Genomic DNA, 20,103 nt, shown 5'->3' with positions numbered 1-20,103 from the left:
CCCGCTTCGCGCGCCATCGGGGATAAATCCCCTCACTACAGGTTTACTCAGCAAAAGTGACCGTCTGCTATCAGCGATTCAACGCCGCCGCATTAGCCCGTGCCGCGTGCAGCTTCTTATAGCTGTCGATCAGACGCAGGTGACGATCCAGCCCTTCGAGCTTCATGCTGGTCGGCGTCAGGCCGTAGAAACGCACACTGCCGTTGACCGAACCAATCGCCGCGTCCATGCGCTCGTCGCCGAACATGCGGCGGAAGTTGGCCTCGTAGTCGGCCAGTTCCAGATCCTCGTCCAGTTCCATTTCCAGACACACGTTCACCGCCTGATAAAACAAGCCGCGCTCGACGGTGTTGTCGTTGTATTGCAGGAAGGCTTCGACCAGATCCTTGGCCTGCTCGAATTTCTGCAGAGCGAGGTAGATCAGCAGGCGCAGTTCCAGAATGGTCAACTTGCCCCACGGCGTGTTGTCGTCGAACTCGATGCCGATCAGCGTGGTGATGTCGGTGTAATCATCCAGCTCGCTGTTTTCCAGGCCTTGAGCGAGGTTGCGCAGGCCGACCTTGCTCAGACTGTGCAGGTTGAGGATGTCGGCGCGGAATTGCAGGGCCTTGTTGGTGTTGTCCCAGATCAGGTCGTCCACCGGATAGATTTCCGAGTAGTCCGGCACCAGGATCCGGCAGGCATTGGCGCCGAGGTCGTCGTAGACCGCCATGTAGGCTTCTTTGCCCATGTCTTCGAGGATGCCGAACAGGGTTGCGGCTTCTTCGGCGTTGGAGTTTTCGCCTTGACCTGAGAAGTCCCATTCGACGAATTCGAAGTCAGACTTGGCGCTGAAGAAACGCCACGACACCACCCCGCTGGAGTCGATGAAGTGTTCGACGAAGTTGTTCGGTTCGGTCACCGCCTGGCCGGAGAACGTCGGCTGCGGCAGATCGTTCAAGCCTTCGAAACTGCGGCCCTGCAGCAGTTCGGTCAGGCTGCGTTCCAGCGCCACTTCCAGGCTTGGATGCGCGCCGAACGAGGCGAACACGCCGCCGGTGCGCGGGTTCATCAGGGTCACGCACATCACCGGGAATTCACCGCCCAGCGACGCATCCTTGACCAGCACCGGGAAGCCCTGCTCTTCCAGCCCTTTGATCCCGGCGAGAATGCTTGGGTACTTCTCCAGCACTTCCTGCGGTACGTCGGGCAAAGCCATCTCGCCTTCGAGAATTTCGCGTTTGACCGCGCGCTCGAAGATCTCCGACAGACACTGCACCTGTGCTTCAGCCAAGGTGTTGCCAGCGCTCATGCCGTTGCTCAGGAACAGGTTTTCGATCAGGTTGGACGGGAAGTACACCACTTCACCATCCGACTGGCGCACGAACGGCAGTGAGCAGATACCGCGCTGGGTGTTGCCGGAGTTGGTGTCGAACAGGTGCGAGCCCTTGAGCTCGCCGTCGCGGTTGTAAATGTCGAGGCAGTATTGGTCGAGAATCTCCGCCGGCAGCTCGTCTTTCGGGCCGGGCTTGAACCAGCGTTCGTTCGGGTAATGCACGAACTCGGCGGTGGCGATGTCCTCGCCCCAGAACTGGTCGTTGTAGAAGAAGTTGCAGTTCAGGCGCTCGATGAATTCGCCCAGTGCCGAGGCCAGTGCGCCCTCTTTGGTCGCGCCCTTGCCGTTGGTGAAACACATCGGCGAATGCGCATCGCGGATGTGCAGAGACCAGACGTTGGGCACGATGTTGCGCCAGGACGCGATTTCGATCTTCATCCCCAGATCGGCGAGAATCCCCGACATGTTGGCGATGGTCTGCTCCAGCGGCAGATCTTTACCGGCAATATAGGTACCCGCTTCAGAGGTCGAGTGCGGCATCAGCAGCGCTTGCGCATCGGCGTCGAGGTTCTCGACTTCTTCGATCACGAACTCGGGGCCGGTCTGCACAACCTTCTTCACCGTGCAGCGATCAATCGAACGCAGGATGCCCAGACGATCCTTCTCGGAAATGTCTGCCGGCAGTTCGACCTGGATCTTGAAGATCTGGTTGTAGCGGTTTTCCGGGTCGACGATGTTGTTCTGCGAAAGGCGAATATTGTCGGTCGGGATGTTGCGGGTTTCGCAGTACAGCTTCACGAAGTAAGCCGCGCACAAGGCCGACGACGCCAGGAAGTAGTCGAACGGCCCCGGTGCCGAGCCATCGCCCTTGTAGCGAATGGGCTGATCGGCGATCACCGTGAAGTCGTCGAACTTGGCTTCAAGTCGAAGGTTGTCGAGAAAGTTGACCTTGATTTCCATGCGGGTTTACCAGAGAGCAGAAACGAATTGGCGGCCATTATCCGGGTTTTCAGCCTGACGTCTTGTGCTTTTGCGTAATCGCCGCCGTGTGGGCGGCCGCGTTGCGCCGGGCATCGGCACAGGCGAGCGACAAAAATGCCCTGAGCAGTGAATTTTTTCGTGTCTTCTTGTATCTGACGGAAAGAGCCTATGCCAGCAAAACAATGGCATCGAATCCGTTCAGCTATGAGTGACCCGCATGAAATCAAGGAAAAACACCGTCAATCCCATCAGATTGAAAGACATCACCATTGTCGACGACGCCAAGATGCGCAAGGCGATCACCGCCGCCGCACTGGGCAACGCCATGGAATGGTTTGACTTCGGCGTGTACGGCTTCGTCGCCTACGCGCTGGGCAAGATCTTCTTCCCCGGCGCCGATCCTGGCGTGCAAATGATTGCTGCCCTGGCGACCTTCTCGGTGCCGTTTCTGATCCGGCCATTGGGTGGTTTGTTCTTCGGCGCCCTGGGCGACAAGTACGGACGCCAGAAAGTCCTCGCCGCGACCATTGTGATCATGTCGCTGAGCACCTTCGCCATCGGTCTGATTCCGTCCTATGAATCGATCGGCATCTGGGCGCCGATCTTGTTGTTACTGGCGAAAATGGCTCAGGGTTTCTCGGTCGGCGGCGAATACACGGGCGCGTCGATCTTCGTCGCCGAATACGCGCCCGACCGTAAACGCGGCTTCCTCGGCAGTTGGCTGGACTTCGGCTCGATTGCCGGTTTCGTCCTCGGCGCCGGTGTGGTGGTGCTGATTTCGACGATCATCGGCGAAGAGAAATTCCTCGAATGGGGCTGGCGCCTGCCGTTCTTCCTTGCGCTGCCACTGGGCATGATCGGCCTCTATCTGCGTCATGCACTGGAAGAGACACCGGCGTTTCAACAGCATGTCGAGAAACTCGAGGAAGGTGATCGCGAAGGTCTGGCGGGCGGTCCGAAAGTTTCGTTCAAGGAAGTTGCGACCAAACACTGGCGCAGCCTGATGACCTGTATCGGCGTAGTGGCGGTGACCAATGTCACTTATTACATGCTGCTGACCTACATGCCGAGCTATCTGTCGCACAACCTGCACTACAGCGAAAACCGTGGCGTGTTGATCATCATCGCGATCATGGTCGGCATGCTATTCGTGCAGCCGGCAATTGGTTTTATCAGCGACAAGATCGGCCGCAAACCCTTCATTGTGGTTGGCAGCATCGGCCTGTTCCTGCTGGCGATTCCGGCGTTCATGCTGATCAACAGCGGCAAGATCGGCCTGATCTTTTCCGGCTTGCTGATCCTCGCGGTGTTGCTGAACTTCTTCATCGGCGTCATGGCCTCGACTCTGCCGGCAATGTTCCCCACGCACATCCGCTACAGTGCACTGGCCGCCGCGTTCAACGTCTCGGTACTGATTGCCGGCCTGACGCCGACCGCCGTGGCCTGGCTGGTGGAAAGCACCAACAATCTGTACATGCCGGCCTACTACCTGATGGTGATTGCTGTGGTCGGCCTGATCACCGGCGTGACCATGAAGGAAACCGCCAACAAACCGCTGCGCGGTGCCGCACCGGCCGCGTCGGACCTTGAAGAAGCCAAGGAACTGCTCAAGGAACACCACGACAACATCGAGCAGAAAATCGAAGACATCGACGCCGAGATCGCTGAGCTGGAAGCCAAGCGCAAGGAGTTGGTGCAGCAGCATCCACGGATCAACTAATGAGTACGCGGCGTGGCCACTCGAATCGGAGTCGAGTGGCCACATAGGCGCCGCGTGCAACCAAATCCGCATTGTTTGACGGAGATCGCGCCCTTTCGCGCGACCTCGATACCAAAGGTGCCAGCGTGGATAATCACTCCGATCGTCGCAACAAGCTCTCGCTGGACAGCCTCAATTTTTTCCTCGCCGATGTGCGCGACGGGCTAGGGCCATATCTAGCGATTTACCTGTTGGCGGTTCACCACTGGGAGCCGGCCAGCATCGGGTTGGTGATGACCCTCGCCGGGATCGCCGCGCTTGCCACCCAGACACCCGCCGGGGCCCTTGTCGACAACACCCGGAGTAAGCGGGCGGTGATTGCGGTTGCCGCGTTACTGGTGACCGGCAGCTGTCTGGTGTTGCCCTTCGTCACCTCCTTCAGTCTGGTGGCGATTACTCAAGCCTTGAGCGCCGCCGCGGCGTCGGTGTTCGCCCCGGCCATTTCGGCGATCACCCTCGGCATCACCGGCCCACGAGCGTTCACTCGGCGCACCGGACGCAACGAGACCTTCAACCATGCCGGCAACGCCTGCGCGGCGCTGCTGGCCGGTGGTTTTTCCTACCTGTTCGGGCCAGTGGCGGTGTTTTATCTGATGGCGGTCATGGCGCTATGCAGTGTGATCGCCGTGAGCTTCGTCGATGCCAACGCGATCAACCATGATCTCGCCCGAGGCCTTGACCCCAGCGACGCTACACACGCCAAGGCGCCTTCGGGATTGGCGGTGCTGCTGACCAACAAGGCGTTGCTGATGTTCGCCATCTGTTGTGCCCTCTTCCACCTGGCGAACGCGGCGATGCTGCCACTGGTGAGCCAGAAACTGGCGCAGGTCAATCTGCAGATGGCGACGCCACTGACCTCGGCCTGCATCGTCGCCGCGCAACTGGTCATGGTGCCGGTCGCGTTGCTCGTCGGGGCCAAGGCCGATGTGTGGGGACGCAAGCCGCTGCTGCTCGCAGGCTTCCTGATTCTGCCGTTGCGCGGCGTGCTCTATACCTTGTCCGCGGATCCTTACTGGCTGGTGGCGGTACAGATGCTCGACGGCATCGGCGCGGGGATCTTCGGCGCGCTGTTCCCGGTTGTAGTGAAAGACCTGACCTTGGGCACCGGACACTTCAACATCAGCCTCGGCGCCCTTTCGACCGTGTTTGGCCTGGGCGCGGCATTGAGCAGTAGTGTCGCGGGGATTGTGTTACAAGAGGCCGGATACAACGCGGCGTTTTTGACCCTGGCGGTGATTGCCGGGCTGGCGTTTATGCTGTTGTGGCTGGCAGTGCCGGAGACATTGGCAGACCGACGCGACGCAGTTATTGCTACGGTTTGAGAGGCGCAATTTTTCGATCCTGCGCAACAACCTCTGACTCGAGGAAGGAATTTGGCCAATAACACGCTTGAGTTCAGCGACAGTGATCTGGCGCAGATGCAACGCTTTAACCGCAAGCTCGCCTGGCTGCCACGGTTTCGCATCCGCAATCGACTGACGCCACGTCTGGTCCAAGGGCTGCTGCGTGCCAGTCAGATTGTCAGCGCGGACAAGCCGGTCAAACATGACCTTCAAGCGCAGAACACAGTGGTTTTTTCGCAAGGTGCTTCGGTGCCCGTCCGAATCATCCGCCCGCAAGGAAACGCTCAAGGCGTAGTGCTCGATTACCACGGTGGCGGCTGGGTGATTGGCAATGCACAGATGAACGACGACCTCAACATCGCCATGGTCAAGGACTGCAATGTCGCCGTGGTCTCGGTCGACTATCGGTTGGCGGTCGATACGCCGGTTGAGGGTCTGATGGAGGACTGCCTCTGCGCTGCTCGCTGGCTGCTGAGCGACGACTGCACAGAGTTCGCCGGCCTGCCGGTGATCGTTGTCGGCGAATCGGCGGGCGCGCACTTGGCCGCCGCAACGCTGTTGGCGCTCAAATCATCACCCGGTTTGCTGCAGCGGGTCCGCGGTGCGCTGCTTTTTTACGGTGTCTACGACCTCGCGGGTACTCCGAGCGTGCACGCAGCAACTGCTGAAACTTTGGTGCTCGACGGCCCGGGCATGGCCCAGGCGCTGCGCTTGCTGACACCGGGATTGAGCGATGAGCAACGCCGACAGGCACCGCTTTCCCCGCTGTACGGCGACTTCAGCGGGTTGCCGCCGGCACTGATGTTCACCGGTGAACTGGATCCGCTACGCGACGACACGCTCGAACTGGCTGAGCGCTGGCAGCATTCTGCGCCGGTTGAAGTACATCTGCTGCCCTCTTCCGCCCATGGCTTTATCCATTTCCCGACTGACATGGCCAGACGTGTTCTTGCCTACAGTCGGGCGTGGCTTTCACGCCAGATCGAGGCAAAACAATCAGTTAGCACCTGAATTAGCGATCAAACCACTTTCCTGCGGGCAAAACAAAACCCCAACTGCTTTCGCAATTGGGGTTTCGGAATTTAATCTTGACGATGACCTACTCTCACATGGGGAAACCCCACACTACCATCGGCGATGCATCGTTTCACTTCTGAGTTCGGGATGGGATCAGGTGGTTCCAACGCTCTATGGTCGTCAAGAAATTCGGGTACTGACTCGCGACCTGTTGGCCTCGCTTCAGCAAATCGGGTATGTGATACAGGTGTTTGTGAGCATCGCGAACTTTCGGTTCATTGCGTCTTCACACACCGCAATCTGATGCTCTCTCGAGTAGTCAAATTGCTTGGGTGTTATATGGTCAAGCCTCACGGGCAATTAGTATTGGTTAGCTCAACGCCTCACAGCGCTTACACACCCAACCTATCAACGTCGTAGTCTTCGACGGCCCTTCAGGGAACTCAAGGTTCCAGTGAGATCTCATCTTGAGGCAAGTTTCCCGCTTAGATGCTTTCAGCGGTTATCTTTCCCGAACATAGCTACCCGGCAATGCCACTGGCGTGACAACCGGAACACCAGAGGTTCGTCCACTCCGGTCCTCTCGTACTAGGAGCAGCCCCTCTCAAATCTCAAACGTCCACGGCAGATAGGGACCGAACTGTCTCACGACGTTCTAAACCCAGCTCGCGTACCACTTTAAATGGCGAACAGCCATACCCTTGGGACCGGCTTCAGCCCCAGGATGTGATGAGCCGACATCGAGGTGCCAAACACCGCCGTCGATATGAACTCTTGGGCGGTATCAGCCTGTTATCCCCGGAGTACCTTTTATCCGTTGAGCGATGGCCCTTCCATACAGAACCACCGGATCACTAAGACCTACTTTCGTACCTGCTCGACGTGTCTGTCTCGCAGTCAAGCGCGCTTTTGCCTTTATACTCTACGACCGATTTCCGACCGGTCTGAGCGCACCTTCGTACTCCTCCGTTACTCTTTAGGAGGAGACCGCCCCAGTCAAACTACCCACCATACACTGTCCTCGATCCGGATAACGGACCTGAGTTAGAACCTCAAAGTTGCCAGGGTGGTATTTCAAGGATGGCTCCACGCGAACTGGCGTCCACGCTTCAAAGCCTCCCACCTATCCTACACAAGCAAATTCAAAGTCCAGTGCAAAGCTATAGTAAAGGTTCACGGGGTCTTTCCGTCTAGCCGCGGATACACTGCATCTTCACAGCGATTTCAATTTCACTGAGTCTCGGGTGGAGACAGCGCCGCCATCGTTACGCCATTCGTGCAGGTCGGAACTTACCCGACAAGGAATTTCGCTACCTTAGGACCGTTATAGTTACGGCCGCCGTTTACCGGGGCTTCGATCAAGAGCTTCGCGTTAGCTAACCCCATCAATTAACCTTCCGGCACCGGGCAGGCGTCACACCCTATACGTCCACTTTCGTGTTTGCAGAGTGCTGTGTTTTTAATAAACAGTCGCAGCGGCCTGGTATCTTCGACCGGCATGAGCTTACGGAGCAAGTCCTTCACCCTCACCGGCGCACCTTCTCCCGAAGTTACGGTGCCATTTTGCCTAGTTCCTTCACCCGAGTTCTCTCAAGCGCCTTGGTATTCTCTACCCAACCACCTGTGTCGGTTTGGGGTACGGTTCCTGGTTACCTGAAGCTTAGAAGCTTTTCTTGGAAGCATGGCATCAACCACTTCGTCACCCAAAGGGTAACTCGTCATCAGCTCTCGGCCTTAAGATCCCGGATTTACCTAAGATCTCAGCCTACCACCTTAAACTTGGACAACCAACGCCAAGCTGGCCTAGCCTTCTCCGTCCCTCCATCGCAATAACCAGAAGTACAGGAATATTAACCTGTTTTCCATCGACTACGCTTTTCAGCCTCGCCTTAGGGACCGACTAACCCTGCGTCGATTAACGTTGCGCAGGAAACCTTGGTCTTTCGGCGTGGGTGTTTTTCACACCCATTGTCGTTACTCATGTCAGCATTCGCACTTCTGATACCTCCAGCAAGCTTCTCAACTCACCTTCACAGGCTTACAGAACGCTCCTCTACCGCATCACTTGCGTGATACCCGTAGCTTCGGTGTATGGTTTGAGCCCCGTTACATCTTCCGCGCAGGCCGACTCGACTAGTGAGCTATTACGCTTTCTTTAAAGGGTGGCTGCTTCTAAGCCAACCTCCTAGCTGTCTAAGCCTTCCCACATCGTTTCCCACTTAACCATAACTTTGGGACCTTAGCTGACGGTCTGGGTTGTTTCCCTTTTCACGACGGACGTTAGCACCCGCCGTGTGTCTCCCATGCTCGGCACTTGTAGGTATTCGGAGTTTGCATCGGTTTGGTAAGTCGGGATGACCCCCTAGCCGAAACAGTGCTCTACCCCCTACAGTGATACATGAGGCGCTACCTAAATAGCTTTCGAGGAGAACCAGCTATCTCCGAGCTTGATTAGCCTTTCACTCCGATCCACAGGTCATCCGCTAACTTTTCAACGGTAGTCGGTTCGGTCCTCCAGTCAGTGTTACCTAACCTTCAACCTGCCCATGGATAGATCGCCCGGTTTCGGGTCTATTCCCAGCGACTAGACGCCCTATTAAGACTCGCTTTCGCTACGCCTCCCCTATTCGGTTAAGCTCGCCACTGAAAATAAGTCGCTGACCCATTATACAAAAGGTACGCAGTCACCCAACAAAGTGGGCTCCCACTGCTTGTACGCATACGGTTTCAGGATCTATTTCACTCCCCTCTCCGGGGTTCTTTTCGCCTTTCCCTCACGGTACTAGTTCACTATCGGTCAGTCAGTAGTATTTAGCCTTGGAGGATGGTCCCCCCATATTCAGACAAAGTTTCTCGTGCTCCGTCCTACTCGATTTCATGACCAAGAGATTTTCGCGTACAGGGCTATCACCCACTATGGCCGCACTTTCCAGAGCGTTCCGCTAATCTCAAAGCCACTTAAGGGCTAGTCCCCGTTCGCTCGCCACTACTAAGGGAATCTCGGTTGATTTCTTTTCCTCAGGGTACTTAGATGTTTCAGTTCCCCTGGTTCGCCTCTTGCACCTATGTATTCAGTACAAGATAACCATCTTATGATGGCTGGGTTCCCCCATTCAGACATCTCCGGATCAAAGTCTGTTTGCCGACTCCCCGAAGCTTTTCGCAGGCTACCACGTCTTTCATCGCCTCTGACTGCCAAGGCATCCACCGTATGCGCTTCTTCACTTGACCATATAACCCCAAGCAATCTGGTTATACTGTGAAGACGACATTCGCCGAAAATTCGCAAAACTCTTAAGAGTCACTCACAAATTTTACCTTAGCCTGATCCGTTACCAGTGAAAGTAACGTTCAGTCTATCTTTCTATCACATACCCAAATTTTTAAAGAACGATCTAATCAAAGACTAGAAATCAATATTCACACTGGAATATTCATTTCTAAACTCTAACAAGCAGAAGCAGTTAATGGTGGAGCCAAGCGGGATCGAACCGCTGACCTCCTGCGTGCAAGGCAGGCGCTCTCCCAGCTGAGCTATGGCCCCATACAAAATTGGTGGGTCTGGGCAGATTCGAACTGCCGACCTCACCCTTATCAGGGGTGCGCTCTAACCAACTGAGCTACAGACCCAATTTCGAGCGCGTAACTGATTAGCTAAGAGCTATCAGCTTGGAGCTTAAAGCTGCTTCTATCGTCTTCTTCAATGAATCAAGCAATTCGTGTGGGAACTTATGGAGCAGCTGATGTCGTCGATTAAGGAGGTGATCCAGCCGCAGGTTCCCCTACGGCTACCTTGTTACGACTTCACCCCAGTCATGAATCACACCGTGGTAACCGTCCTCCCGAAGGTTAGACTAGCTACTTCTGGTGCAACCCACTCCCATGGTGTGACGGGCGGTGTGTACAAGGCCCGGGAACGTATTCACCGCGACATTCTGATTCGCGATTACTAGCGATTCCGACTTCACGCAGTCGAGTTGCAGACTGCGATCCGGACTACGATCGGTTTTGTGGGATTAGCTCCACCTCGCGGCTTGGCAACCCTCTGTACCGACCATTGTAGCACGTGTGTAGCCCAGGCCGTAAGGGCCATGATGACTTGACGTCATCCCCACCTTCCTCCGGTTTGTCACCGGCAGTCTCCTTAGAGTGCCCACCATTACGTGCTGGTAACTAAGGACAAGGGTTGCGCTCGTTACGGGACTTAACCCAACATCTCACGACACGAGCTGACGACAGCCATGCAGCACCTGTCTCAATGCTCCCGAAGGCACCAATCCATCTCTGGAAAGTTCATTGGATGTCAAGGCCTGGTAAGGTTCTTCGCGTTGCTTCGAATTAAACCACATGCTCCACCGCTTGTGCGGGCCCCCGTCAATTCATTTGAGTTTTAACCTTGCGGCCGTACTCCCCAGGCGGTCAACTTAATGCGTTAGCTGCGCCACTAAGAGCTCAAGGCTCCCAACGGCTAGTTGACATCGTTTACGGCGTGGACTACCAGGGTATCTAATCCTGTTTGCTCCCCACGCTTTCGCACCTCAGTGTCAGTATCAGTCCAGGTGGTCGCCTTCGCCACTGGTGTTCCTTCCTATATCTACGCATTTCACCGCTACACAGGAAATTCCACCACCCTCTACCATACTCTAGCTTGCCAGTTTTGGATGCAGTTCCCAGGTTGAGCCCGGGGATTTCACATCCAACTTAACAAACCACCTACGCGCGCTTTACGCCCAGTAATTCCGATTAACGCTTGCACCCTCTGTATTACCGCGGCTGCTGGCACAGAGTTAGCCGGTGCTTATTCTGTCGGTAACGTCAAAACAGCAAAGTATTAATTTACTGCCCTTCCTCCCAACTTAAAGTGCTTTACAATCCGAAGACCTTCTTCACACACGCGGCATGGCTGGATCAGGCTTTCGCCCATTGTCCAATATTCCCCACTGCTGCCTCCCGTAGGAGTCTGGACCGTGTCTCAGTTCCAGTGTGACTGATCATCCTCTCAGACCAGTTACGGATCGTCGCCTTGGTGAGCCATTACCTCACCAACTAGCTAATCCGACCTAGGCTCATCTGATAGCGCAAGGCCCGAAGGTCCCCTGCTTTCTCCCGTAGGACGTATGCGGTATTAGCGTTCCTTTCGAAACGTTGTCCCCCACTACCAGGCAGATTCCTAGGCATTACTCACCCGTCCGCCGCTGAATCCAGGAGCAAGCTCCTTTCATCCGCTCGACTTGCATGTGTTAGGCCTGCCGCCAGCGTTCAATCTGAGCCATGATCAAACTCTTCAGTTCAAACATCTTTGGGTTTTTAAGAAACCCTAAACTTGGCTCAGCAATCGTTGGTTACATCTTTGATTTCTCGCGGAGTAACTTGTGATGCTGATAATCTTGTTGACTATCAGTCTGACTCCACAAGCACCCACACGAATTGCTTGATTCAGTTGTTAAAGAGCGGTTGGTTAAGATCTTTCGTCTCAACCGAGGCGCGCATTCTACAGCAGCCTCATTTGCTGTCAAGTGATTATTTTCAGAAGTTTTCGAAGATTTCTTCAACAACTTCAACCACTTGCGCTTCCGATCTCTCGTTAGCGGGAGGCGAATTCTACAGCGTTACACGCTGCTGTCAACACCTCTTTTTCTCCGCTTTCGACCGAGAAGATCGAACCGTCAAAAGAGCCAAACATCACCGCTCTCTCAACTCCTTCCGAGCCTCGATGAACTGAAGCAAGCCACTGTCGAAAACTGCGTAACTCATTGAATCTCAAGGAGTTTTCCGTTTCGACTGCGCCGGAAGTGGGGCGAATTATAGACCTCCAGAATCTGCCGTCAACCGTTAATTTCAGTTTTCTGTCGAGTCCCTGAAAAAGGCTTCTTATATATAGACGCAGTGTCAGCGAATGCGCAGCATGTTGCCCAACAACTCCTCTTACCTAAGGATGATGCCTCGCAATGACTGACCCACTTCTTAGATCATCCCCCATGCCTGGATCCCGAATTCGCCCTTCCCCTGCCCCCCTGCTCAATCCAGGCGAGACCGTGGTTCTGTTCGACGGCGTCTGCAAGCTGTGCAACGGCTGGGCGCGCTTTCTGATTCGCCACGACAACCGGCACCGGATACGCCTGGCGGCGGTGCAATCGCCGGAAGGTCAGGCGTTGCTGGCATGGGCCGGTCTGCCGGTGGATCAGTTCGACACCATGGCGGTGATTCGCGACCAGCATTACTGGGTGCGCTCGGAGGCATTCTTCGAAGTCGTCGCGCAATTGCCTGCCCGCTGGTGGCCGGTCAGACTTCTGCGAATTTTCCCGCGAGCACTCAGGGATTGGGCCTACGACCGCGTGGCACTGAACCGCTACCGGATCTTCGGCAAGTACCACACCTGCCTGCTGCCCAATCCCGATCACGAACGCCGCTTTCTCAAGTCGCCAATGTGAATGCCCCGCTACAACATCAGTTGCAGCCACTGCCCCGGCGTCATCTTCGTCACCATCATCAAGACAATCACGAACATACCGAGAAAACCGCAAACGCCCATCCAGAACCACTGGCGATAACCGGCCCGGTACTCGTCCACCAGACGAGTACCACGCACGACCGCACTCTCAGCCATCCGCTGCAGGCGCTTCTGCAGCACCAGCACTGGCAGCCAAAGCAAGCCCACTATAAAGAAGATAATCAGCGACATCAGCACCCAATCCGCGGTCAAGGGCAACCCGGCGAGCCTTGTCAGCCAATAACCTGTCGCAATCTGGATAAAACCGGCCGGCGTAGTGATCCAGGCGTCGTAGCGCACCACCATTCGCGCCACATGCGCAATCACCTGCGGATTGGCCGTACGACTGGCGGCGATCAGGTACAGATAGGAACCCATGCCGAAACCGAACAGGAAAATCGCGGCGATGACATGCACGTACTTCAGGCCCAGATAGAGCATGCTCAGGGCTGCCCATCAGAAAAGTGCACCGCCAGGCTCAGGTTCTGCGGATCGTTGATCGCGGCCATGTATTCGTCGACGTTGATCTCGCCAACGCAAGGACGGGCACCCGGTTCGGGCAAGTAACCTCGGGCGATCTTCACGGCCAGGGCGACTGCGGCACAGCTTGGGATCTCCGGCCCCTTGTCATTCAGCGCGGTCAGTTGCGCCGTCATCGACAACGGCTGGTCATTCAGGTCGACACCCTGCACATCTATATACATCGCACTTTTGCCATCGCCGAAACGTTCGAACCACGTCCCCCAGCGATGCAACCGGGCGGCCCACGCCATGTGGTCACGCACCAGCCCCTTCCTCATCGCCAGAGCAAACAGATAATTGGCCACGCCGCCGAGCTTCAGACCAGCCCCGGCCTTGAAGCTCAAAGTGTGCGCACCAAACCGGCTGGCGAAAATATCCATGTCCGGCACATCAACATTGGCCAACGCACGCGTACCAAGATTTTGCAGCTTGCGCAGGGTCAGATCCTCCCACCCCATCACTTCATGTACACGACCATTTCTGAGCTGGCGAATCGGTTTGCCCGCATACGCGAGCACACCCTCGATCGTCGACAACCCCGGCATCTTCGCTGACGAGGAAATACCGTGTTCGATGGAGTCGATGCGTTTGAACCGATAGCGCTGCTCATCGATGATCGCCGACGACAGCGTCGGCACCGAACTGCAGCCACTGAGGAGGGCGACACCCGCCTGCCGGGCCCGGGCATCGAGCACGCCGATGCCATTGACGAATGTCCGGCAATCCGCCAGATCGCAATAGTTGACGCCCGCCTCGATGCAACTCTCCGCCACCGCATAGGATTGCCCCTGAAACGGGCCGCCGGTGTGAATCACCCACTGAATGTTCATCGCGCGCAGAGCCGGGACGAACCCGGCACCCATGGCATCGCCGCACCAGCTCTCGCAGGTCGCGCCCAGCTCAGCGACCTTACGCGCCAGCTTCTGCGGATCGCGCCCCGAGATCGCCAGTTCGATGCCCGGCGTGTCGATCAGATGCCGACAAACGATACTGCCAAAGTTTCCATACCCGCCAACCACCAACACCCTGAGCACCATCAACGCTTCCCTGAACAATTCAACTACTGACCCATAACCGGGTTCGGCGCAGCTTCCCTGATATCTCTGGGCCAGGCAAGTCTGCGCCCATGAGCCGCGATGTAGTAACGTCAGCGCATCGACAACGGAGGTTGATATGAGCAAACGAATCATCGTCATCGGCGCGGGAATCGTCGGCGCGTCACTGGCGTATCACCTCGCCGCGAAAGGTGCAAAAGTGGTTGTGATCGAGGCCGGTGAGATTGCCTCCGGTGCGACGGGCCGCTCCTTCGCCTGGATCAACACTTCGCACGGTGGCCCAAACTCCGTTGCGCCGCTGCGCGCAGCGGCCATCGCAGAATACCGCCGACTCGAATCCGAACTGCCGGGGCTGAAGGTGCGCTGGACCGGTGCGCTGTCTTACGGCGATGGCTGGTTTCAAGCACCTTCTATATATAGCGCGCAGATTCTCGACCTTGAACCCAATCTCAAACATCCTCCAGAACGCGCGTTCCTTGCCGCCGAAGAAGGCGCGCTGGATGCCGTGCAGGCAACGCAGGTCTTGATCGCCGGTGCCAAAGACCATGGCGCGACGGTTCTCACACAAACTCCTGTGCTTGGCTTCCGGATTTTGAACGGTCTGGTCACCGGCGTGATCACTGCAACAAGTGAGCTCGATGCCGACATTGTCGTGCTGGCAGCGGGAACCGCGACCCCGCAGTTGGCAGAACAGCTAAGCGTCAACTTGCCCATCGAAGCCTCACCCGCAATATTCATCCGCTACAAAACCCAGCCTCAGCGAGTGAACACGATCATCTCCAGCCCTCACATGGAAATCAGGCAAGACGCCGACGATACGCTGCTGGTGGCGGAAGACTATATAGATGAGGCGCCGCAAAACAGCGCGCAAGCCATCGCGCTGAGAACAGCCAAAGCCATCCAGCACGAACTGCACGGGGTGATATCCATCGAGCCGGAACTGGCGTGCGTCGGCCTCAGACCAATGCCTGTCGATGGCATTCCGCTCATTGGCTATCTGCCGAACATCAGTGGTGTATATCTTTGCGTGATGCATCCGGGCGTGACATTGGCGGCGGTCGTGGGGCGACTGGTGGCCGAGGAGATCGTCGATGGCCGCTTTGCGACTGCGTTGGCGCCCTGTCGGCCAGAACGATTCCGGTCACCGGCTTGAGTGATTCAGCCGTGATGACATGCGGCGGCGACCGCGTTTTCAACTGAAGCGCAGCATGCGTTCTGCCCTCTTCACGTGCCTACGCGCACTCAATCATAACGTCAGCGTCAAGCGCGGGCCCACTTCAAGCCATCCTGCTTTTAAAGATTTTTTGCCTGGTGTTTAACCGACACCCTGCGTTACGTACTGAAGGCTACAACGCCTTGCGCCGTTGCCTACGACTACGCCAGAATCCGCCGGCTTCTGCGCCTGGAGGGCTGTCGGTAACTTGTGTCGGTCACTGATTCGCAGTGATCGAATTTAGTAGCCGTGGTGTTTTTCAGATGTGAGGTAAATCATAACCTTGCCTATTTCTTCCTCTTTTGACGCTCGTATTGACATATCGATAAATCTCGATATTCTCGACTCATGGAATTACTCGAAATATTCAAAGCCCTCTCCAACCCTACTCGCCTTGAAATCTTGAAAGGCCTGAAGGACCCCGTTAAGAACTTCCCTCCGCAGGATGAAGGAGACGTTCTCACGGTGGGGGTCTGCGTAAGTAGTATTCAGGAAGGCATCGGGCTGTCGCAGTCAACGGTGTCTGGTTATCTTGCAACGCTGCAACGAGTGGGCTTGGTCGAGGTCAAGCGCATCGGTCAATGGACTTACTACAAACGCAATGAAGCCACTATCAGTGCGCTTGCCGAGATCATAGGGACAGATCTCTAATTTTTTATCGCACAATATCGAGATATCTCGATATTCCTTTTTATCGATACGAGGATTCACAATGAAAGCATTGATGCTTAAATCATTTGGCGGCCCGGAATCGTTCGAACTCTGCGACGTGCCCAAGCCAGTGCCGGGTGCGGGACAAGTCCTGGTGCGGGTACACGCAACCTCCATCAACCCCTTGGATTATCAAGTTCGACGTGGCGACTATTCCGACCTGGTGCAACTGCCGGCCATTACCGGACACGACGTCTCGGGGGTTGTCGAAGAAGTCGGGCCGGGGGTGACATCCTTCGCTCCGGGAGACAATGTCTGGTACACCCCGCAGATATTTGAAGGGCCAGGCAGTTATGCCGAATACCACGTTGCGGCCGAAAGCATTATCGGGAAGAAGCCGCCATCGCTGAGCCATCTCGAAGCAGCAAGTCTGACCCTGGTTGGCGGTACGGTGTGGGAAGCACTGACCGGGCGTGCAGCGCTCAGAGTGGGAGAAAGCATCCTGATCCACGGCGGCGCGGGAGGCGTAGGTCATATCGCGATCCAGGTGGCTAAGGCCATTGGAGCGCGGGTCTTCACGACCGTGCGCGAAGCGAACTCCGAGTTTGCACGAGGCATGGGGGCTGATGTGGTCATCGACTATGAAAAGGAGGATTACGTCGACGTCATCAATCGGGAAACGGATGGCCGCGGAGTTGATGTGGTGTTCGACACCATCGGCGGCAATACGTTGGCGCGAAGCCCCGACGTGCTCGCTCAACTCGGCCGCGTGGTCTCGATTGTGGACATTGCCCAGCCGCAGAACCTCGTTCAGGCCTGGGGCAAGAACGCGAGTTATCACTTCGTTTTCACCAGACAGAACCGGGGCAAACTTGATGAGCTGAGCGCATTGGTAGAGCGGGGTCAGCTACGGCCACACGTTGGCGCTGTCTATTCGCTCGCCGACATGGCGATCGCCCATGCCCGGTTGGAAAGCCCCAACAACGGCATTCAAGGAAAAATCGCGATTGCAGTCGAGCCATCGCTCATTTCGTAAGTGCTTACTTTTAACCGTTCGAGTTATATGAGAGGAACTCCATGATTTATGAAATCGCTCTGCTCCCCGTCCACAAAGAACGCATTGAAAATTTCAGAAGTGCATTTGCCGAGGTCGCTCCCCTGCTCACCCGTGCAAAGGGTTACGGCGGCCACTTGCTGGCGAAAGGGATTGAAAGCCCCGAGCGGTTCAACCTGATAGTGCGCTGGGCTTCACTTGAAGATCACACGCCGGGCTTCGAAGAGAGTGAAGACCATCGGATATTCATGATGGGCCTGGAGGAATATTTTTCGGAAGAACCGAGGGTCTACCACATTGAAGGGGCTGCTTTTTCTGCTGGCGAACAGGTAGTTGCCGATATCGTAGACTAGAGCGACTGACTGCTTTTAGCCAACTGGCTTCTGTCGTGAGCGCCTGCTATGGGTCGAGAGCGATCATTCTCCAGCGTCCGCTTTTGGCCGGAAGCGGCCCATCAACTTACTTGCTGCCTGTGATTGCTGCTTCTTGTCTGCCAGTATTTGGCATTCAAGCGTTTCACCCTTCATGGAAGTTGTGAATCGGTCACAAGGCTGAGAGGCTATAGTGTCGTTTACCATAAGGACATACGGAAATGAGCAAGCAAAAAATTTTGGTTACTGGGGCTGCTGGCCATATCGGCAGAGCTTTTTGGATAGCGCGAGACGATAAATCAGATCTGCGCCTGGCCGATATAGACGTATCAAAACTTCCTGACTCGGTCCAACGTTTCTCTCTCAACATCAGGGATCAAGCCAGTTGCCTTGAAGCCTGCGAAGGCATAGACACAGTGATTCATCTCGCTGCTGATGAACGCAGACGCTGAATTCACGTCTTCACTGCTGCCTGTAAATATTGTCGGCACCTACAACATGCTGTTTGCCGCAAAAACTCAAGGCTGCAAACGCTTCATATTTGCGAGCAGTGCGCAGGCGATTGAAGGTTATCCAAAGGATGTCCAGGTACATGAATGGATGGCCCCCAGACCCGGCAACCTTTACGGGGTCAGCAAGGCGTTTGGCGAGGCACTGGCTTCGATGTATGCCAACGATGGGCAAATGACAACAATCGCAGTCCGTATTGCAAACGTAGCCGAATTTCACCCTGGGGAAACCCACAGCCCTCGGGACGTAGCTGCATTTATCAGCTATCGGGATGTCGTCGCGTTGCTTGGGCGTTGCGTTGAGGCCGATCTGATCGGATTCCACATTGTCCATGGGGTTTCAGATAACCGCTACAAACGCCTTTCGATTGATAAGACCAGAAAAGCCGTTGGGTACGCGCCCCTCGACGACGCTTTTGAGATTCTGGAAGGACAGACTCCAGCTGATTGATTGCCGGTGCCTTTCAGTTTACCGGAGCACAAGCGATGTAGCTTTGCTGAATTAACGGTGGGTGTCTTTATGCAAGATTAAAAATCGATCAGACAGACTGATTTCGAGCAAGAAAACAGTCCCCACCGTGATTTCAGTTCAAAACTATTTTTCTTCAGCAAAGATTTCAACAAGCCTGGCAACCGATGCTCCGCCCGAAAAACCCACGTTGCCGACGGGAATGGTTCCTCCCGTCGCTTCAATGATTTTCCCTACCCAGACAGGCTCGAAGCCACCGCACAGTTCTATGAACTGAACGCCATCCTTGACCAAATCTACGGCAACTTGAACAGCGTCGTGTTGCTCGGGTACAGCGACGATCGTATTACGCCGGCCCGCGCGGTCGATGACGAATCGATCGGTTTCGGGGTTGGTTTCCGGTGCTTCAAAAATAAATGCCCAACTGACCATCTAACTAATCTCCATGCTGAGTAAGTCACAGAGAAACCGCCAAGCGGGTGACCACTTGGCTGAAGTTGTTTTTTTCTCTGCGGTGGTTACACTCTAAAACCTCAAGAATGCTTGAGGTCAATAGCCATGCAGGAAAGAATTACTGACCATCAAAACCTGAGTGTGGGCCAGGTCGCAAAACGAAGCGGTCTCTCTGTCTCCACGCTTCATTTTTATGAGTCGAAAGGCTTGTTGGCGTCTCAGCGCACAGCCGGCAATCATCGGGTTTATGCGCGTGGCACGCTTCGCCGGATCGCGATCATTCGAATCGCGCAAGCCAGCGGGATTTCGCTGGCGGAAATCAAGACTGCCCTTGAACCCATCCCCCATGACCGGAAGGCTTCAGCCAAGGAATGGGAGACGGTGTCGAAAGACTGGGCATCCTCCCTGAAGCGCCGCATCGAACAACTGACAAAGCTGTCGACCAGTCTGGAGGGCTGCATTGGCTGCGGTTGTCTGACCATGGGTGAATGCCCGCTACTCAATCCACAGGATTCGCTGGGCGAAAAGAATTCGGGTGCCGTGATATTTGATCAGGAACTTGAGAAAAGGCTGAATACGTAATCAGCCCTTTGTGTTCCCAGAGTGAAAAGCGAAGAAGTCAGACCGGGCCAAACCTCATAATTCAATGAATGAAAGGGAGATTCAAGTGTGAGGCGCCGCTTCTGGCGTGGCGACCGCGTTTTCAACTAAAGCGCGGTGGATGGCTGGCAATGCGTTCTGGCCTCCCCTTCTTCACGTGCCTGTACGCACTCAATCACAACGTCAGCGTCATGCGCGGGCCGACTTCCCACCATCCTGCGTTTAACGGTTTTTGCCTGGCGTTTAACAGACACCCCGCGTTACGCCCTGAAGGCTACAACGCCTTGCGCCGTTGCCTACG

Annotated in this window: 15 protein-coding genes, 2 tRNA genes and 3 rRNA genes; 11 read left to right on the top strand and 9 right to left on the bottom strand. The window is 55.7% G+C overall.

The features are described 5' to 3' along the window. Positions 1–70: 70 nt before the first annotated feature. Positions 71–2,275: an OsmC domain/YcaO domain-containing protein gene (locus ACVHNU_RS08780; protein ID WP_003224337.1), complete on the bottom strand. Its 2,205-nt coding sequence runs from the start codon at positions 2,273–2,275 to the stop codon at positions 71–73. A 238-nt stretch (positions 2,276–2,513) separates the two neighbouring features. Between ACVHNU_RS08780 and proP the strand changes: the two genes are divergently transcribed. The 3 genes from proP (at position 2,514) to ACVHNU_RS08765 (ending at position 6,409) form a co-directional block, all read left to right on the top strand. After that, complete coding sequence (proP, locus tag ACVHNU_RS08775; RefSeq protein ID WP_473019476.1) at positions 2,514–4,016, top strand: glycine betaine/L-proline transporter ProP; 1,503 nt, start codon at positions 2,514–2,516, stop codon at positions 4,014–4,016. Positions 4,017–4,141: 125 nt separating this feature from the next. Beyond that, positions 4,142–5,377 (top strand): MFS transporter, encoded by a 1,236-nt coding sequence (locus ACVHNU_RS08770; RefSeq protein WP_473019475.1) that lies wholly within the window; start codon positions 4,142–4,144, stop codon positions 5,375–5,377. A gap of 96 nt (positions 5,378–5,473) precedes the next feature. Next, a complete protein-coding gene (locus ACVHNU_RS08765; RefSeq protein ID WP_473019474.1) occupies positions 5,474–6,409 on the top strand; it encodes an alpha/beta hydrolase fold domain-containing protein in 936 nt (311 codons plus the stop codon). Positions 6,410–6,484: 75 nt separating this feature from the next. On the opposite strand, the gene rrf is transcribed toward ACVHNU_RS08765, so the two are convergent. The 5 genes from rrf to ACVHNU_RS08740 form a co-directional block, all read right to left on the bottom strand. Continuing rightward, positions 6,485–6,600, bottom strand: a 5S ribosomal RNA gene (rrf, locus tag ACVHNU_RS08760). A gap of 154 nt (positions 6,601–6,754) precedes the next feature. Beyond that, positions 6,755–9,646 (bottom strand): 23S ribosomal RNA (locus ACVHNU_RS08755). Positions 9,647–9,883: 237 nt separating this feature from the next. Continuing rightward, positions 9,884–9,959 (bottom strand) — tRNA-Ala (locus tag ACVHNU_RS08750). A gap of 9 nt (positions 9,960–9,968) precedes the next feature. Then, positions 9,969–10,045, bottom strand: a tRNA-Ile gene (locus ACVHNU_RS08745). A gap of 124 nt (positions 10,046–10,169) precedes the next feature. Beyond that, positions 10,170–11,706: ribosomal RNA gene (locus ACVHNU_RS08740) — 16S ribosomal RNA — on the bottom strand. The 16S, 23S and 5S rRNA genes sit together here with 2 tRNA genes alongside, the layout of an rRNA operon. Before the next feature lie 687 nt (positions 11,707–12,393). On the opposite strand from ACVHNU_RS08740, the gene ACVHNU_RS08735 reads away from it, so the two are divergent. Continuing rightward, the gene (locus ACVHNU_RS08735; RefSeq protein ID WP_473019473.1) at positions 12,394–12,846 is read left to right on the top strand and encodes a thiol-disulfide oxidoreductase DCC family protein; all 453 of its coding nucleotides are present in this window, start codon (positions 12,394–12,396) and stop codon (positions 12,844–12,846) included. Between the two features lie 8 nt (positions 12,847–12,854). Here ACVHNU_RS08735 and ACVHNU_RS08730 read toward each other — a convergent pair whose 3' ends face one another. Both ACVHNU_RS08730 and ACVHNU_RS08725 read right to left on the bottom strand, forming a co-directional pair. Beyond that, positions 12,855–13,346, bottom strand: a complete 492-nt coding sequence (locus tag ACVHNU_RS08730) for a DUF2269 family protein (RefSeq protein WP_473019472.1) — start codon at positions 13,344–13,346, stop codon at positions 12,855–12,857. 2 nt (positions 13,347–13,348) lie between these two features. Beyond that, the gene (locus ACVHNU_RS08725; RefSeq protein WP_338801637.1) at positions 13,349–14,464 is read right to left on the bottom strand and encodes a saccharopine dehydrogenase family protein; all 1,116 of its coding nucleotides are present in this window, start codon (positions 14,462–14,464) and stop codon (positions 13,349–13,351) included. 136 nt (positions 14,465–14,600) lie between these two features. Here ACVHNU_RS08725 and ACVHNU_RS08720 point away from each other — a divergent pair, with 136 nt between their 5' ends. The 6 genes from ACVHNU_RS08720 (at position 14,601) to ACVHNU_RS08695 (ending at position 18,731) form a co-directional block, all read left to right on the top strand. After that, positions 14,601–15,635 (top strand): NAD(P)/FAD-dependent oxidoreductase, encoded by a 1,035-nt coding sequence (locus ACVHNU_RS08720; protein WP_473019471.1) that lies wholly within the window; start codon positions 14,601–14,603, stop codon positions 15,633–15,635. A gap of 408 nt (positions 15,636–16,043) precedes the next feature. Next, positions 16,044–16,346 carry an ArsR/SmtB family transcription factor gene (locus ACVHNU_RS08715; protein WP_003224321.1) on the top strand — a complete coding sequence of 101 codons (303 nt, stop codon included), beginning with the start codon at positions 16,044–16,046 and terminating at the stop codon, positions 16,344–16,346. Positions 16,347–16,407: 61 nt separating this feature from the next. Further along, the gene (locus tag ACVHNU_RS08710) at positions 16,408–17,382 is read left to right on the top strand and encodes a zinc-dependent alcohol dehydrogenase family protein (protein WP_473019470.1); all 975 of its coding nucleotides are present in this window, start codon (positions 16,408–16,410) and stop codon (positions 17,380–17,382) included. 41 nt (positions 17,383–17,423) lie between these two features. Then, a complete protein-coding gene (locus ACVHNU_RS08705) occupies positions 17,424–17,753 on the top strand; it encodes an antibiotic biosynthesis monooxygenase family protein (RefSeq protein WP_003224317.1) in 330 nt (109 codons plus the stop codon). A 239-nt stretch (positions 17,754–17,992) separates the two neighbouring features. Further along, positions 17,993–18,223 carry an NAD-dependent epimerase/dehydratase family protein gene (locus ACVHNU_RS08700; RefSeq protein ID WP_473019469.1) on the top strand — a complete coding sequence of 77 codons (231 nt, stop codon included), beginning with the start codon at positions 17,993–17,995 and terminating at the stop codon, positions 18,221–18,223. Then, the gene (locus tag ACVHNU_RS08695; protein WP_473019468.1) at positions 18,207–18,731 is read left to right on the top strand and encodes an NAD-dependent epimerase/dehydratase family protein; all 525 of its coding nucleotides are present in this window, start codon (positions 18,207–18,209) and stop codon (positions 18,729–18,731) included. Before ACVHNU_RS08700 ends, ACVHNU_RS08695 begins: the two co-directional genes overlap by 17 nt. Positions 18,732–18,875: 144 nt before the next feature. Here the strand turns inward: ACVHNU_RS08695 and ACVHNU_RS08690 are convergent, their stop codons facing one another. Continuing rightward, entirely contained in the window at positions 18,876–19,181 is a 306-nt protein-coding gene (locus ACVHNU_RS08690; protein ID WP_003224312.1) for a DUF6506 family protein, read from the bottom strand. Positions 19,182–19,307: 126 nt separating this feature from the next. Here ACVHNU_RS08690 and soxR point away from each other — a divergent pair, with 126 nt between their 5' ends. Further along, positions 19,308–19,784 (top strand): redox-sensitive transcriptional activator SoxR, encoded by a 477-nt coding sequence (soxR, locus tag ACVHNU_RS08685; protein WP_103486166.1) that lies wholly within the window; start codon positions 19,308–19,310, stop codon positions 19,782–19,784. Positions 19,785–20,103: the final 319 nt, after the last annotated feature.

The sequence above is a fragment of the Pseudomonas sp. Ors-4-3C genome, assembly GCF_055755035.1.
This window is presented reverse-complemented; position numbering and strand designations above follow the sequence as displayed.

Excerpts from the sequence above, each read along its gene's own strand:
- ACVHNU_RS08780 (WP_003224337.1), bottom strand. The coding sequence starts at position 2,275 with ATGGAAATCAAGGTCAACTTTCTCGACAACCTTCGACTTGAAGCCAAG.
- proP (WP_473019476.1), top strand. The coding sequence starts at position 2,514 with ATGAAATCAAGGAAAAACACCGTCAATCCCATCAGATTGAAAGACATC.
- ACVHNU_RS08765 (WP_473019474.1), top strand. The coding sequence starts at position 5,474 with ATGCAACGCTTTAACCGCAAGCTCGCCTGGCTGCCACGGTTTCGCATC.
- ACVHNU_RS08735 (WP_473019473.1), top strand. The coding sequence starts at position 12,394 with ATGCCTGGATCCCGAATTCGCCCTTCCCCTGCCCCCCTGCTCAATCCA.
- ACVHNU_RS08730 (WP_473019472.1), bottom strand. The coding sequence starts at position 13,346 with ATGCTCTATCTGGGCCTGAAGTACGTGCATGTCATCGCCGCGATTTTC.
- ACVHNU_RS08725 (WP_338801637.1), bottom strand. The coding sequence starts at position 14,464 with ATGGTGCTCAGGGTGTTGGTGGTTGGCGGGTATGGAAACTTTGGCAGT.
- ACVHNU_RS08720 (WP_473019471.1), top strand. The coding sequence starts at position 14,601 with ATGAGCAAACGAATCATCGTCATCGGCGCGGGAATCGTCGGCGCGTCA.
- ACVHNU_RS08715 (WP_003224321.1), top strand. The coding sequence starts at position 16,044 with ATGGAATTACTCGAAATATTCAAAGCCCTCTCCAACCCTACTCGCCTT.
- ACVHNU_RS08710 (WP_473019470.1), top strand. The coding sequence starts at position 16,408 with ATGAAAGCATTGATGCTTAAATCATTTGGCGGCCCGGAATCGTTCGAA.
- ACVHNU_RS08705 (WP_003224317.1), top strand. The coding sequence starts at position 17,424 with ATGATTTATGAAATCGCTCTGCTCCCCGTCCACAAAGAACGCATTGAA.
- ACVHNU_RS08700 (WP_473019469.1), top strand. The coding sequence starts at position 17,993 with ATGAGCAAGCAAAAAATTTTGGTTACTGGGGCTGCTGGCCATATCGGC.
- ACVHNU_RS08695 (WP_473019468.1), top strand. The coding sequence starts at position 18,207 with ATGAACGCAGACGCTGAATTCACGTCTTCACTGCTGCCTGTAAATATT.
- ACVHNU_RS08690 (WP_003224312.1), bottom strand. The coding sequence starts at position 19,181 with ATGGTCAGTTGGGCATTTATTTTTGAAGCACCGGAAACCAACCCCGAA.
- soxR (WP_103486166.1), top strand. The coding sequence starts at position 19,308 with ATGCAGGAAAGAATTACTGACCATCAAAACCTGAGTGTGGGCCAGGTC.